Below are 14,594 nucleotides of genomic sequence, written 5' to 3' on the forward strand. Positions count from 1 at the left end.
ACGGACACTCCTCTAGTTATGCTAAGCTCCTGCTCATCTTATTTATTAAGCTCATCAATCAGTTGCTGCTCATCCCATACTTCAACGCCTAGTGATTTTGCTTTATCAAGTTTGGATCCAGCATCTTCTCCGGCAATCAGCATATCAGTATTTTTACTCACGCTTCCTGTCACTTTCGCTCCTAAGCGCTCTAATTTTTCTTTCGCATCATTTCTTGTTAAAATCGAAAGTTTTCCTGTTAATACGACGGTTTTTCCAGCAAATGGCGTGTCTAAGTCTTCTGCTTTTACAAGTTTCGGTCCTTTGTACGTCATATTCACACCAAGGTCACGAAGCTCGTCCATCAGTTCTTTCACTTCTGGCTTAGAAAAATAGAGAACAATTGACTCGGCCATCTTTTCACCGATTTCTTCAACTGAGAGCAGTTCTTCTTTTTCGGCAGTCATTATTGCTTCAATCGTTTCAAAGCGCTGCGCGATCGTCTTTGCCGCTTTCGCTCCTACATGACGGATTCCAAGTCCAAAAAGAAGTCGCTCTAATGAATTTTCTTTTGATTTTTCGATGGCAGCAAGCAGATTATCTGCCGATTTTTCTCCCATACGTTCTAATTCTAATAGTTTATCACGATCTAATTTGTACAAATCTGCAACATTATCAATCAGCTTTTCCTTAAAAAGCTGCGCTACTACTTTTTCACCAAGTCCATCAATATTCATTGCATTACGTGAAACAAAGTGAATGAATCCTTCTCGGATCTGAGCAGGACATTGCGGGTTCAAACAGCGTAATGCCACTTCCCCTTCCAGGCGTTCAAGCTTACTTTCGCATTCTGGACACTCTGTTGGCATATGAAAATCTGTTTCGTCTCCTGTTCGGCGCTCTGTAATGACATTCACAACTTCCGGGATAATGTCGCCGGCTTTTTTCACGACCACATAATCACCGATCTTGATGTCTTTTTCGCGAATTAAATCCTCATTATGTAGTGAAGCGCGCTTCACCGTCGTTCCTGCTACTAAAACAGGCTGAAGCAAGGCAGTTGGCGTTACAACACCTGTACGTCCGACACTCAGCTCGATGCCTTCAAGCTTTGTCACTACTTCCTCAGCAGGAAACTTATATGCAGTCGCCCAGCGCGGACTTTTCGCTGTAAAACCTAATTCTTCTTGCTGATAAAGAGAATTGACTTTAATAACGATACCGTCGATTTCATATGGGAGGTCTGGCCGTTTTTCCTGCCAGCCGTTCACAAAATCAATCACTTCGTCGATGTTTTCACACTTTTTCCACTCAGGATTTGTTTTGAATCCAAGGTGGCTTAAAAATTTCAAACTCTCATCATGCGAATCTACCGAATGGCCTTCCAGCTTTCCTACTCCGTATAAAAAGATATCGAGGTTACGGCTTGCCGCAATTTTTGGATCCAGCTGACGCAGCGATCCTGCCGCTGCATTTCTAGGATTCGCAAACAGTTCCTGACCTTCTTCTTCACGCTTTTCATTCAGCTTCTGAAAAGATTTCTTCGGCATAAACGCTTCCCCGCGCACTTCGAGCATCACATTTTCTTTCAGCTTAAAAGGAATGGAACGAATTGTCTTTAAATTGTTCGTAATGTCTTCTCCGATTGTGCCATCTCCGCGTGTTGCTCCCCGAATGAATTTTCCGTTTTCATAAGTAAGTGAAACCGCGAGACCATCAATTTTCAGTTCAGCAACATACGTTACGTTATCCCCAACACCTTCACGTACACGGCGGTCAAAATCACGAAGATCTTGGTCGTTAAATGCATTTCCAAGGCTAAGCATCGGAACAGTGTGTTCTACCTTTACAAAGAAATCCAAAACGGCACCACCTACACGTACTGTAGGTGAATGCTCGTCATGCAGTTCTGGGTGGTTATTTTCTAGCTCGATCAGTTCTTGTAAAAGCTGGTCGTATTCCGCATCAGGGACGGTCGGTTTGTCCAGCACATGATATTCGTAACTATATTTTTCTAAAAGCTCCCGGAGTTCCAGGACTCGTTCTTTCGCACGTTCTTCGTTCAACCCTTTTCACTCCTTCAATTACGCTTTTTCGATAGGGGCGAATTTCGCCAGCAATCTTTTTACACCGACAGGCTGAGGGAACGCGATATCAAGCTCGAGTGAATCTCCTTCACCACGCATACTCACGACTGTTCCTGTTTCCCATTTGCGATGCTTCACTTTGTCCCCAACTCTCCAAGCCAGTTTTTCTCCGCCGGAAGATTGGTAGACAGGTGTTACGGTTTTCTTTTTCGGACTCATGAAGGAAGGCGTTGATCCTCCGCCAGAACGAGCAGATGAACCCCATGGTACAGAAGGCTTGTCTTTCACTTCTGATTCTAGTAGTTCACTCGGAATTTCCGCGATAAAACGAGATTCCGGGTTCGTCGTCGTACGGCCGTATAATGTACGCATTCTTGCATTTGTCAGGAAGAGTTCTTCTTCAGCACGTGTGATTCCAACGTATGCGAGGCGGCGCTCTTCTTCCATCTCGTTTTCTTCAAACAATGCACGGCTATGAGGGAATACCCCTTCTTCCAGCCCCATTAGGAAGACCATCGGGAACTCAAGACCTTTTGCTGAGTGAAGCGTCATGAGTACAACCGCTTCTTTCGGCTTCTCTTCATTCGGGTCTTCATCAAGCTTATCAATATCCGCTACAAGCGCTAAATCTGTTAAAAAAGCAATCAGTGACTTATCTTCTTGTTTCTTTTCAAAATCATTCGTAACGGAGATGAATTCATCAATATTTTCTAAACGGCTTTGTGCTTCGATTGTTTTTTCTGCCTTTAACACTTCTCTGTAGCCTGTTTTATCGAGTACTTCTTCAACAAGCTCTGTTACAGATAAATATTCTTGCTGCCGCGTCCAGTTCGTGATCTGCTCGGCAAATTCTTTCAGCGTGTTGGCAGCCCGTGCCGTTAAACCGATCTGCTCCACTTCTTGCAATGCTTGATACATGGATAAATCATTCAACGCAGCATATTGAGCCACTTTATCGACGGATGATGCACCGATTCCGCGTTTCGGTACATTAATGATTCGCTGTAAGCTGATGTCATCGTCCGGGTTTGAGATGAGACGAAGATACGCAAGAATGTCTTTAATCTCTTTTCTGTCATAGAACTTCGTGCCGCCGACGATGTTATAAGGAATGTTCGATTTCATTAAAACTTCCTCAATAACACGCGATTGTGCATTCGTACGATAAAGAATCGCAACATCATTGTATGAACGTTTCCCGGCAGAGACGGCTTCACGGATTTTACCTGTTACATAAAAGCTTTCTCCCTGCTCGTCGTCCCCTTGGTAATACGTAATTTGTGCTCCATCCATATTATCTGTCCAAAGATTCTTCGGCTTGCGGTTCATGTTGTTTTCAATGACTTTATTCGCCGCTTGCAGAATCTTTTTCGTTGAACGATAGTTTTGTTCCAGCAAGATTACTTTTGCATCATCATAATCTTTTTCAAAGGATAAAATGTTAGCAATATCCGCACCGCGCCATCCATAAATAGACTGATCAGAATCCCCTACAACACAAAGGTTGCGGAAACGGTCTGCCAGCATTTTAACGAGCATGTACTGCGCACGGTTCGTATCCTGATACTCATCCACGTGAATATATTGAAACTTGCGCTGATAAAATTCCAGCACTTCAGGTACTTTCGCAAACAATTGAATCGTCGTCATGATAAGGTCATCAAAATCAAGCGCCTGATTCTTTCTTAAGCGCTTTTCATAGTTTTCATAAACTTCTTTTACGACACCTTCAAAATGACCGTTCGCTACTTTCGCAAAATCAGCTGCTGTTTTCAGTTCATTTTTCAATGAAGAGATTTGGCTTAAGATTCCTCTTGGTTCATATTTCTTAGGATCATAGTTTAAATCTTTCAAAACCGCTTTTACGACCGATAATTGATCTGTCGCATCTAAAATCGTGAAGTTTCGGTTAAATCCGATTCTATCGATATCACGGCGCAAAATTCTAACGCACATCGAGTGAAACGTTGAAATCCAGATTTCTTCTGCCACTGGACCTGTAATCTTCGCAACACGTTCCTTCATTTCTCTTGCTGCTTTGTTTGTGAACGTGATCGCCAGAATGTTCCATGGCGCCACTTCTTTTTCCATCATTAAATACGCGATTCTGTGTGTCAGAACGCGCGTCTTACCGCTTCCCGCTCCAGCCATTAAGAGCAATGGCCCGTCTGTATGTTTTACTGCCTCTTTTTGCTCTGGGTTCAACCCTGTTAATAGTTTTTCAATCAATTGATGCATACTCATTTTCCATTCACCGCCCGAACGTATATTCTTATTTTATTTTCTCTTATTTTCTATATTTTTTCAACTTCTGTCCTTTACCGCTTCTACAGTTTTGATCGCAGCGTTCAGATCGTCATAAATGATATTACCGACAACAACGGTATCGGCGTGTTCTGCCATCTCGGCTGCCTGTTCAGGTGTTGTGATTCCTCCGCCATAATAAAAAACAGTATTTTCGAGCGTATGTTTCACTTTTTTCGCAATCTCCGGATCACCATACATCCCGCTGTATTCCAAATAAAAGATGGGAAGCTGAAACATTTTTTCAGCCAAGCGGGCATATGCTACAACATCATCTGCTGTTAGACTTGCATCCGCTTTTGAACGTTCAGCCGCTTTGCAGTCTGGGTTCACGATGCAATAGCCTTCCGTAATGATCTCATCCCAATTCATAATATCGCCAAACTCTTTTAATGCTTGTGTGTGAAGACCCGTTATGAAATTAGCATCCTTCGCGTTTAAAACGGTTGGAATATAGTAAAAATCAAACCCTGGTGTGAGTGATTCTATGTTTGAAACTTCGAGCACACATGGAACAGCAAATCTGCGGATCCGTGATAAAAGATCGAGCGTGTTATCAAGCGTCACTCCTTCAGAGCCGCCTACAATGACAGCGTCCGTTCCACTCTCGCAAACAATCTCGAGGTTACTGTCACTAATCTCTTTATCTGGGTCAAGCTTAAACACATGCTTCCATTTTCTATAATCAAACATCGTGTTCTTCCTTTCATATAAAAGAAAACTTAGCTGATACAAAGCCTTATCGTTCAGCCTTAGCTGCACTTATACTACAGCCTTAAACTTGTCTCCTTCAGCTGATTAACCTTCTTCTGACAAGTTATCTAATCTGTAAGTAAAAAAGTCCGTGTCTGCCAGATATAGCAGACCGTTTTGTGTACTTCTGCATTATAACAAAAATAAAGTTCTCACTCTATGATTCATCATGTGGAAAGATTGTGAAGTTCATACTCGTTTAGGGGAGGTTCAGCCGTGCTAATGTGGCAAATTGACGAAGAAGTCATGTTAAAACAGCCAGATGTGAAAGAATCTGAATCTATTTTAATGTTGTTGGATCAGTCGCGTCATCACCTTGGCCCATGGATCGGCTGGGTGGACTATACACAGACGAATAATGAGATGAAACAGTTCATCAAAACCGTTAACAAAAAAATGAAAGAACAAACCGACATTGTTCTTTTTATTTGGTGCCGAGGACAAGTTGCAGGTTCAGTCGCTTTGTATGATCTAAAATGGCACAACCAGTCCGGCATGCTGGGCTATTGGGTCGGTGCTGGGTTTGAAGGCCGAGGAATCGCGCACCGAGCTGTTCGGAGTATGCTTATGTACGCTTTCTACACACTTGGATTAAATCGGATCGAGCTGAGAGCCGCTGTAAATAACGAAAGAAGTGTAAAACTTGCACAACGGGTCGGTTTTGTACAAGAAGGCATCGTCCGTAAAGCCGAGTGGATACGCGGACAATGCCGCGATCAAGTGCAAATGAGCATGATAAAAGACGAATTTGAGCGCAGTTTAGGATATTCTTGGTGACCTTTTATAAAAGATAATCCTTTTTGCATGATCTACATGCAGAAAGGATTTTTCATTAGTCATTAAAATTTTTTTAAATGACTATTTACAAATTCATCCATTGTCATTAAAATAAATTACAATGATTAAAAATATTTACAATGATGTAATTTATTTTAGTGGGGGGTTTATTAGTGGAACTTGAAAAAGGTTTACAAAGTTATGAATCAGTGACTGTACACAACTCTTTATTCAGGAGCAAACCGTTTATTTTTTTATGGCTGGCTTCTGCATTTTCCAGCATGGCGTTCTCGATTTATTTAACGACAGAGTCCTGGTTTGTTGTTGACGGGTTAAATTTGAAAGTGTGGCTTGGGATCATCATGATGATGACGACACTTCCACGTGTTATTTTTATGATGTTTGGCGGTGTACTTGCTGACCGGGGGAAACGATCTCAAGTTTTGTTTATTGTGAACCTGATAAGGGGATCAATCATATTCTCTTTGGCTCTCCTTCTGTACCTGAATATCATGAATATTTGGATGCTTGCTATTTTCGCCTTTTGTTTCGGTGTACTTGATGCCTTTTTCTGGCCAGCAAGCAATTCCTTAATTCCCGCAATCATCAGCAAGGAACAGATCACCCGGGCAAACTCTATCATGCAGACAACAAATCAGATGACCTTTTTGATAGCTCCAGCGATTGCAGGTTTTATGATGAAATTCAGGTCATTTGAAGAAACCTTCGCACTAGCCGGTATATTACTCCTTGCAAGTGCCTTATTAGTTCGAAATATGAACGAAGAAGCTAGTGAAGGAGCTTCTAAAAAAGAAAACGATAAAACTTTTTTTCATGATCTAAAAGAAGGTATCATTTATGTAAAAGGTATCCCTTACTTGCTTGTAACAATGGGCACGACGGTGGTCGTAAACCTTTTCTTAGTCGGTCCTATGAATATCGGGCTTCCTATCCTTGTAAAAGATTTCTTGAAAGGCGATGCTCTTGTACTTAGCTATCTAGAAAGCTCACTCGCAATCGGGATGATATCCGGTGCCATTTTGATCGGCATTCTCAACCTTCGTAAAAAGCGGGCCGTTACGAGTCTGTCCTTAGTTTTTGCCTTAGGATTATTGTGCGCATGCTTAAGCCAGATCAATTCCTTGTGGCAAGGCATCTCCATCCTTATCGTTTCAGGGTTTTGTCTTTCAATCAGCAACATCATCAGCCCGTCCCTTACCCAAGAACTCGTCGATCCAAAAATGATGGGGAGGGTTCAAAGCTTAATGGCAACCTCTTCTGCAGGACTTGCACCATTGTCTTTTGCAATTGTATCTTCTCTGCTCTCTTTCAACATAGCAATCTCACATATCATGCTGATTTCGTGCTCCATCATGTCTCTTTTTGTCTTATTTGTATTATTGAAAGTAAAGATTGTTTGGACGATAAATTAATCTAAAATTAACCAATTGTGTTATCCTAGAGAAAAGATTTTGTATGCGGAGGCATGATTGTGAAGTGGAAAATATTATCGATGGAGTTGATGAAGATTCTATCAGATCCAAGGCGCAACCGGATTCTTCATCTCGCATCGGAAAAACCCGTTACCGTTAAATATTTGGCTGAACAAATGGGAGAGGAACCGATCCGTCTCTACTATCATGTAAAACTATTAGTAAAGGCAGAGCTGCTCGAGGTTGCAGAAACGCGGCAGTTAGGGAATCTTACCGAAAAATACTACAAATCCGTAAATTTCAGTGATGTGATTTATAAAGGAAACATCGAAGAACAAGCCGAGCATGTTGAAATGGCGCTTGCCTTGATGCACCAGCGTCTCGATCCAGGCTTGCAAATGTACCAAAAGGCACTCGAAAAGATTAAAACAGAGAAAAAAGATGGTAAAACCTTTGATAAGCTGCCTTATCAAGTTTCTATTGATACTTCATCATCAAAAATGACATCACGGGAATGGCGAAAAACTATTGAACCGATTATGAAAGCAATGGGTAAAAACGAGGACATGCAAGAAACGTGGCCAGAGATTCCGAAAGATGTGAGAGATGATGAAGAAGGAACCTACCAGTACGTCCTCATCAGCTATCGGATAGAAGATGCTGAAGCACTGGGTCTCATCGAATCGGATGATAAGAAAGAAGAATAAATCGTGAAAACCTGTAAACATACAGGTTTTTTACATGTTAAAGGTGCAGGTTCGGACGCCGAAACTGTTCTTTTTAAACAGTTGGGAGGCACTCGGTACTTTTTTTGCTTCAATCCCACACTTTTGTTGGATAATCCCATAAAAATCCGTGGTAATCCCACAATTTCAAGTAGGATTACCACACTTTTACTTCAGATAACCACGAACCGACATCGAACGACAAATTTCGAGGCGAATTACCTACAACACCAAGTCCTCACAACAAAAAAAACCTGCCAACAGGCAGGTTTTTTCCTTTTTCCATTTATTTCGTTTTTTCTTCCTCTGTATGAACACGTTCAAGCACCATCGCGTAAGTGTCGTTTCCAAAGTTCAAGCAGCGTTTTACTCGGGAGATCGTCGCTGTGCTTGCTCCTGTTTCTGTTTCGATCTTGTGATACGTCTTTCCATCACGCAGCATGCGGGCCACTTCTAGTCTTTGTGCCAGGGATTGAATCTCGTTCATCGTACAAAGGTCATCAAAGAATCGATAGCATTCTTCCATATCCTTCAGCGAAAGAACAGATTCAAATAGCTGATCTAGCGCTTTTCCACGTAGTTTATCAATTTGCATGAAACATGCACTCCTTTTTTCTATTGCATCTTTACCGAATTTGCCATACCACTCGGCACAATGTTAATCCATGTTTTTCCCGGAATGAAAGCTCCTCCATCAGGAACGATTCTTCCATTCTCGTTTTTCCATTTAATTTCTTGAGCGACACCGTTCTGCAGCAGAATGGCATCTCCGCCAGACGTTAAATTAATTTCACGTCTTCCAGCATCATCGATAACACGGTGAGCAGCTTCTACAATAAATACATTGCTTAGCGTGATAGGAATTTCGGTTTCCCTATCTATAGTTGGTTCGTTATCACTCGAACGTGCGTATGTTTTCTTTTTCTCGTTATACGTATAGCCTACAGTTTCTCCGCCAGGATATGTGATCGTCACATCATGGGCATCTTTTCCGACAATACTGACCGAGCTGCTTTTTGTTAAAAACGGCAGCATATCAATTTTATCGGTCTCTTCTGCCCCAATTTTCTCCATCCCCTTTTTAATATTTTCAGAGGTGATATAGGAGTTGTGAGGGGGCTTTCTAAAATCAGCCCGTTTAAACAATGTTCCATCATAATCCATGCCATTAATGTTATCGACCGTACCGCTTTGTAAAATTTGTTTCGCTTCAGGACTATAGCCATGAGCCACAAACATGGCGTTGTACCCTTGGCTGAGCTCAATATAGTAATCTCTCGCACTTCGCACAGGGCCAACCTTCTCCGGCATTTCACTTTGGAAAATAGCGAGTAAACGCGTAAGTTCCCCTTCAGCTAATACTTCGTACACGATGTCAGCTTTATGAAGACCAGATTGCGGACGTGCTTTCCAATGGTTGTTCACCATGACTGCAACAGCCCGGTTATCGACTTCTTCATTCGTTGCAATGCCAGTAAGCGGAAAGATAGATGAGAACGTTTCTTCTGGATCCTTTTGATGAGACGTCTCCGTTTTTTCCGGTTTCCCTTTATCCGTTTCTTTTTCCTTACCGTCCCTACAGGCAGACAATGTAAATAAAAGAATGATAGACATCAAGATCATGTACAGCTTTTTCATGGGCTCACTACCTTTGTATCGTATTATTTTGCCCAATCCTTTTCTATATTAACGCATAATCGAAGGAAAGAGTAACCCTTTCTTTTTAACATCGTAAATGCCTCTTTGCGTAATACGGATATATGGCAAGTGAGTCGAAGAAAAGAACAGCAATGAATAGATCGGATCTTCATACGCATAGCCTCGTTCACGCAAAGCACTTGTAAGAGCTTTTTCTTCTTCTATTAGTTGTTCGATAGCAATATTCGACATTCCTCCCGCTAGCGGGAGTTTTATCTCTCGAATGATTTCTCCTTTTTCAGCAAGGACGATCCCGCCGCCGATTTCCTTCAGGCGCTGAAAAGCGAGATGCATATCCTTTTTGCTTTTTCCGATGATGAGAAGATCTCCCGTGTTCGAATACGAACTTGCGAATCCGTACAGATTTTTTGCAAAGCCCTTTACGATTGTATTGGTTCTCCATTTCCCTTCCTTGTCGATGAGCATAAGAAAACATTCATCCGACTGTTCGTTAATCTCTTCTGTAAAAGGATTGACCGATACATTATATGGTCGAGTGATCACACTGTTGTACATTTCTATTCCAAGAAGGCCAGAAAACTGAAAATCCTCGTCATTTAAATCCCAGCTAATATTGCGTTTCTGTATTCCGTGGCCATCCCAGTCAAACTCAAAATCTGCATCATTGCTGACATCCTCACCATCCCGCTTCATCCATTTACCTTTTGCTAGAACAGAGACTGGAAGAGGATTTCCGGGACGATCTAAAATATTTAAATGGGCAACACGGCCCGGAGCGACCATTCCAAACAGATGATCCATACCGTAATACCTTGCCACATTATAAGAAACCATCATATAAGCATCAACAGGGTCGATTCCTGCATCGAGTGCGATCGAAAGCATTTTATCTGTGACACCTTCTTCATAGAAAGCAGGCGTTGACCCGTCTGTCGTAAAAAAGATCCGCTCAAAATTCGTGATGCCTTCTTCTTTCATTTGACGCAAGAGCTTAGGCAGATCTGGACGTATAGAAGAATAGCGAAGAGAAACTTGAAGCCCTGCATTCAAGCGGTCCATCACTTCTGTTCCGGTCATCGCTTCATGGTCACAATCAACGCCTAATAGTGTCATGGCCGTTAACGTTTTTTCAGATGCTCCCGGCAAGTGGCCCTCGATTTTCTTTCCAGCTTTTTTCGTCTGAAGCATCCAGTGAAGAATCGTGTCATCTCCATGCAGAACACGCGGCCAGCTCGTCAGTTCTCCGCCTTGTAAAACATATGGATTATCAAGCAGCTGTTTAATCGACTTTTCCGAAAAATAATTCTCTTCTTCTGCAAGCTCTGTTTGGGCGTCATAACGGCACCACCAAAAGAAATTTGCAGGCAGTTTATTCAGGTCTTCCATAAAAGAAAGCGCTTTCGAAACTTTCATTTCAAAAAGAAGCATGAAGTTATCACATAAAAATACAGACGTTCCACGCTGTAATGCATATCGAGAGAGTGTCTGGGGATTATAAAGTTGAAATGGATGACAATGTGGTTCAATGTAACCCGGCACAACAAATTGACCTTCTACATCAACGATTTCAGTACCATCATTTATTGCAGGGAGGTTTTCTCCGACATATACAATGCGGTCATTAAGTATCCAGATGTTAGCTCTTACCCATTTTTTTAGTGCGGTATTTAGGTAGTTAGCATTTTTCAAGACAAGTGACGGTGCCATTTCTCCTTGAATGACGGCCACTTGCTGGCGCATTTGTGCTTTTGTCCAAAACGCGATGTGTTGGTTCATGTTGGATTCACCTGTCTTCTCTGAAAATTTCGTTTTTTCAAGAATACCATATTCAGCTGAAAAATACTTACATTTTGAAAGGAGCTCATTATGAAACAAAATATCGGTCTTATTAACAGCATGATTCGTATTATTGCAGGCTTAACACTGCTATCTGTTTACACCGCAAAACTCACACGCAAGCCTTATAAAGAGTCTTACATTCTTATGATCATGATGGCAGCTATGAAAGTCGCAGAGGGCATCGTACGTTATTGTCCAATGACAGACCTTTTTCACAAAACGAAAGAGATGAACAACATGGACCTCGGAACCATCACAAAAGAAGGTTCACCATTTAATCCTTCTTAATATTTGGAGGCACTTTTATGCCGACACATTCTCTATTAAAAGGCAACAAACCGCTGCTGGGTTTATTGATAGTCGTATTTATCACCCATCTCGGATCATATCTTGTTCTGCCGGTACTGCCTATTTTGTTAAAAAAAGAAACCGGTCTAAGTGCTTCACAAATTGGTTTTACGTTAGCTGTCATCTCCGTATTTATGCAAGCTGGTAGTATAGTCGGAGGGATACTGGCTGATCGGACAGGCAGACGCTTTATTATCGCGATCGGAGCCATCATTCGTGCACTGGGCTTGCTTGGTTTTGCTTATTTTTCAACGTATCCTTTTATCTTGATGACAGCTGTATTCAGCGGACTTGGTCTCGGTCTGAATGCTCCCTCTACGAAAGCGTTCATCTCTTCCCTCGTAAAAGAAGAAATGAGATCGACTGCTTTTTCGCTAAGAGGAATTTTCGCTAATATTGGGATGGCTCTCGCGGGATTGACTGTATTTGCCGTATTCACAGACAACTTCAGAATGATCTTTATTACAGCTGCAGTCATTTACGGACTCGCAAGCATAATTAGCTGGTTCTTCCTTCCGGCAGGCTGCAGCGGTGGAAATTGTGAGCCCATAGAATGGGGCGAATATAAAAAGGCAATAAAAAACGGGCCGTTTCTAGTGTTTGTAATCGGGACTATATTTGTGTGGGCACTTTATGTTCAGTTTGCCCTTGTGCTTCCTCTGCGTGCAGATGACGTTCTCAAAAACGGAAAAGATATAAGCATCATCTGGACCATCAACAGCATCACGGTCATACTTATTCAGACGCTGATTACGAAAAATATTATCCGCAACCTCCATCCCCTTACAGCTGTTGGGATCGGAACAATTTGCATCGGGCTTTCGCTAGGCAGCTTGTATTTTGCCAGCACTTTATTTTTCTTTGTATTTACAGGTCTAATTTTCATTGTCGGCGAGATGATGCTGATGCCAACACTTGATACAGCTATTTCTCAGCTTTCAGTCGCACGTTTTCTCGGCATGTTCTTTGGACTGGCAAGTGTTTTTACGGGTATTGGTGAAGCAATCGGAAACTTTTTAGGTGGAAAGCTTTATTCATTAACTTCTGGTGGAACTACTGCAGCACCTTACATTACCTATGTTGCCGCTGGGTTTGTCATATTTATTGGAATGCAGTTTTTAAAAAGGTGGCAGCCGCTCAATGTTATTCAGCCGCTAAAGATTTCCCAAAATACTTCATCACCAAAAACAGAATCTGCAACATCCCATCCAAACCCAATAGAAGAAGGCTGACCAATAAGGTGTAGTTCACCAAATTAGTCAGCCTTATTTTTAGTGTTGCTATGAAAAAGAGGAATGGATGATCTCCTCTTCAGGATGCTCGCTCCAATCATCTTCATTTCAAAGGCTCCCTTTCACAGACCACAATCCTTTAGTAATCATCCGATTAAAAAGTTACATGTGATATCGCTTTGTGGCCAATATCTTTGCGATAAAAAGAACCTCCGCATGATATTTTCTTCATTTCTTCGTATACGTTTTTCTGTGCTTCACTTAGCGTTGCTCCTGAAGATGCTACTAAAAGTACTCTTCCGCCATTTGTTTGCAGCTCATCGCGAAAACCCTTTGTTCCCGCATGAAACACATTTGAGTATTCTGAAATTTTTTCGAGTCCGTTAATAACAGCCGGTTCAGAAGAAGATACGGGATATCCCTTAGAAGCTAGTACGACACCCAGAACCGCTTCTTCCGACCAGTTCAACTCTACTTTTTCTCCGTTTAACAAAGAAAGAAGCAATTCAGCGAGGTCATTTTCCAGTCTCGGCAGGATGACTTGTGTTTCAGGATCCCCAAATCGCGCATTGAACTCGATTACTTTTGGTCCGTCATTCGTTAAGATCAATCCAGCGTACAAAATACCTGTAAAAGGAGTGCCTTCTTTTTTCATAGCAGAAACGGTTGGAAGAACGATCTCTTCAATCGCACGCTGCACAGCTGATTTGCTGATTTGCGGTACTGGAGAATACGCACCCATTCCGCCTGTATTCGGTCCTTCATCACCATCAAAGGCACGCTTATGGTCTTGAGCGATTTCCATCGGCAATACGATTTCGTCATGAACAAAAGACATGAGCGAAAACTCTTCACCTTCTAAAAATTCCTCGACTACAACTTTTTCACTTGCTTCACCAAAGCGTTTATCGACCATGAGTTCATAAAGGCCTTCTTCCGCTTCTTTTAATGTCATAGCGACGATAACGCCTTTACCAGCAGCGAGTCCGTCCGCTTTTATAACGATCGGTGCGCCCTTTTCTCTGACATATTGAAGAGCTTGTTCATACTCCGTAAATGTTTCAGAGTCTGCAGTAGGAATGCCGTACTTGCTCATTAGGTTCTTCGCAAAAGACTTGCTGCCCTCGATTTGCGCAGCTGCTTGAGTTGGACCGAAAATGACGAGTCCAGCTTTCTGAAACTGGTCAACGATTCCTTCAAGCAAAGGTACTTCTGGTCCGACAAACGTTAATACAACATCTTTTGATTGCGCAAAATGAATAAGCTCATCAATGTCGTTTTCATTGATCGGTACACATGTTGCTTCTGCTCCAATTCCAGGATTGCCGGGTGCTGCATAAACTTGGGACACGCTCGGACTGTTCGCAAACTTCCAGACGAGCGCATGTTCACGTCCCCCTTTTCCGATAACAAGAACGTTCATTAGTGTGCCTCCTTTTTGAATTGCTGAAACGGCCG

Annotated in this window: 12 protein-coding genes; 5 read left to right on the forward strand and 7 right to left on the reverse strand. The window is 42.1% G+C overall.

The features are described 5' to 3' along the window. Positions 1–38: 38 nt before the first annotated feature. The 3 genes from ligA to RGB74_RS18325 form a co-directional block, all read right to left on the reverse strand. Complete coding sequence (gene ligA, locus RGB74_RS18315; RefSeq protein ID WP_310760703.1) at positions 39–2,045, reverse strand: NAD-dependent DNA ligase LigA; 2,007 nt, start codon at positions 2,043–2,045, stop codon at positions 39–41. A gap of 18 nt (positions 2,046–2,063) precedes the next feature. Beyond that, positions 2,064–4,304, reverse strand: coding sequence for a DNA helicase PcrA (gene pcrA / locus RGB74_RS18320; RefSeq protein ID WP_310762924.1), 2,241 nt, complete (start codon positions 4,302–4,304; stop codon positions 2,064–2,066). A gap of 66 nt (positions 4,305–4,370) precedes the next feature. Next, complete coding sequence (locus tag RGB74_RS18325) at positions 4,371–5,063, reverse strand: heptaprenylglyceryl phosphate synthase (protein WP_310760704.1); 693 nt, start codon at positions 5,061–5,063, stop codon at positions 4,371–4,373. Positions 5,064–5,345: 282 nt separating this feature from the next. Here RGB74_RS18325 and RGB74_RS18330 point away from each other — a divergent pair, with 282 nt between their 5' ends. The 3 genes from RGB74_RS18330 (at position 5,346) to RGB74_RS18340 (ending at position 8,040) form a co-directional block, all read left to right on the forward strand. Then, entirely contained in the window at positions 5,346–5,900 is a 555-nt protein-coding gene (locus RGB74_RS18330) for a GNAT family N-acetyltransferase (protein ID WP_310762925.1), read from the forward strand. Between the two features lie 173 nt (positions 5,901–6,073). Continuing rightward, positions 6,074–7,333: an MFS transporter gene (locus RGB74_RS18335; protein ID WP_310760705.1), complete on the forward strand. Its 1,260-nt coding sequence runs from the start codon at positions 6,074–6,076 to the stop codon at positions 7,331–7,333. Positions 7,334–7,392: 59 nt separating this feature from the next. Further along, a complete protein-coding gene (locus tag RGB74_RS18340; RefSeq protein WP_396135996.1) occupies positions 7,393–8,040 on the forward strand; it encodes an ArsR/SmtB family transcription factor in 648 nt (215 codons plus the stop codon). A 304-nt stretch (positions 8,041–8,344) separates the two neighbouring features. On the opposite strand, the gene RGB74_RS18345 is transcribed toward RGB74_RS18340, so the two are convergent. From RGB74_RS18345 to RGB74_RS18355, 3 genes are read right to left on the reverse strand one after another with little or no spacing between them, the layout of a single operon-like run. Next, positions 8,345–8,653 (reverse strand): YerC/YecD family TrpR-related protein, encoded by a 309-nt coding sequence (locus RGB74_RS18345; protein ID WP_310760707.1) that lies wholly within the window; start codon positions 8,651–8,653, stop codon positions 8,345–8,347. 20 nt (positions 8,654–8,673) lie between these two features. Further along, the gene (locus RGB74_RS18350; protein ID WP_310760708.1) at positions 8,674–9,696 is read right to left on the reverse strand and encodes a DUF3048 domain-containing protein; all 1,023 of its coding nucleotides are present in this window, start codon (positions 9,694–9,696) and stop codon (positions 8,674–8,676) included. Positions 9,697–9,744: 48 nt separating this feature from the next. Further along, a complete protein-coding gene (locus tag RGB74_RS18355) occupies positions 9,745–11,493 on the reverse strand; it encodes an adenine deaminase C-terminal domain-containing protein (protein WP_310760709.1) in 1,749 nt (582 codons plus the stop codon). A gap of 90 nt (positions 11,494–11,583) precedes the next feature. On the opposite strand from RGB74_RS18355, the gene RGB74_RS18360 reads away from it, so the two are divergent. Next, on the forward strand, positions 11,584–11,844 hold the full coding sequence (locus RGB74_RS18360) for a YgaP family membrane protein (protein ID WP_310760710.1): 261 nt from the start codon (positions 11,584–11,586) through the stop codon (positions 11,842–11,844). 17 nt (positions 11,845–11,861) lie between these two features. Next, entirely contained in the window at positions 11,862–13,136 is a 1,275-nt protein-coding gene (locus tag RGB74_RS18365; RefSeq protein WP_310760711.1) for an MFS transporter, read from the forward strand. Positions 13,137–13,290: 154 nt separating this feature from the next. Here the strand turns inward: RGB74_RS18365 and purD are convergent, their stop codons facing one another. Next, positions 13,291–14,559 (reverse strand): phosphoribosylamine--glycine ligase, encoded by a 1,269-nt coding sequence (gene purD, locus RGB74_RS18370; protein ID WP_310760712.1) that lies wholly within the window; start codon positions 14,557–14,559, stop codon positions 13,291–13,293. Between the last annotated feature and the right edge of the window lie 35 nt (positions 14,560–14,594).

The sequence above is a fragment of the Bacillus sp. NEB1478 genome (assembly GCF_031582965.1).
Lineage (GTDB): Bacteria > Bacillota > Bacilli > Bacillales > Fictibacillaceae > Fictibacillus.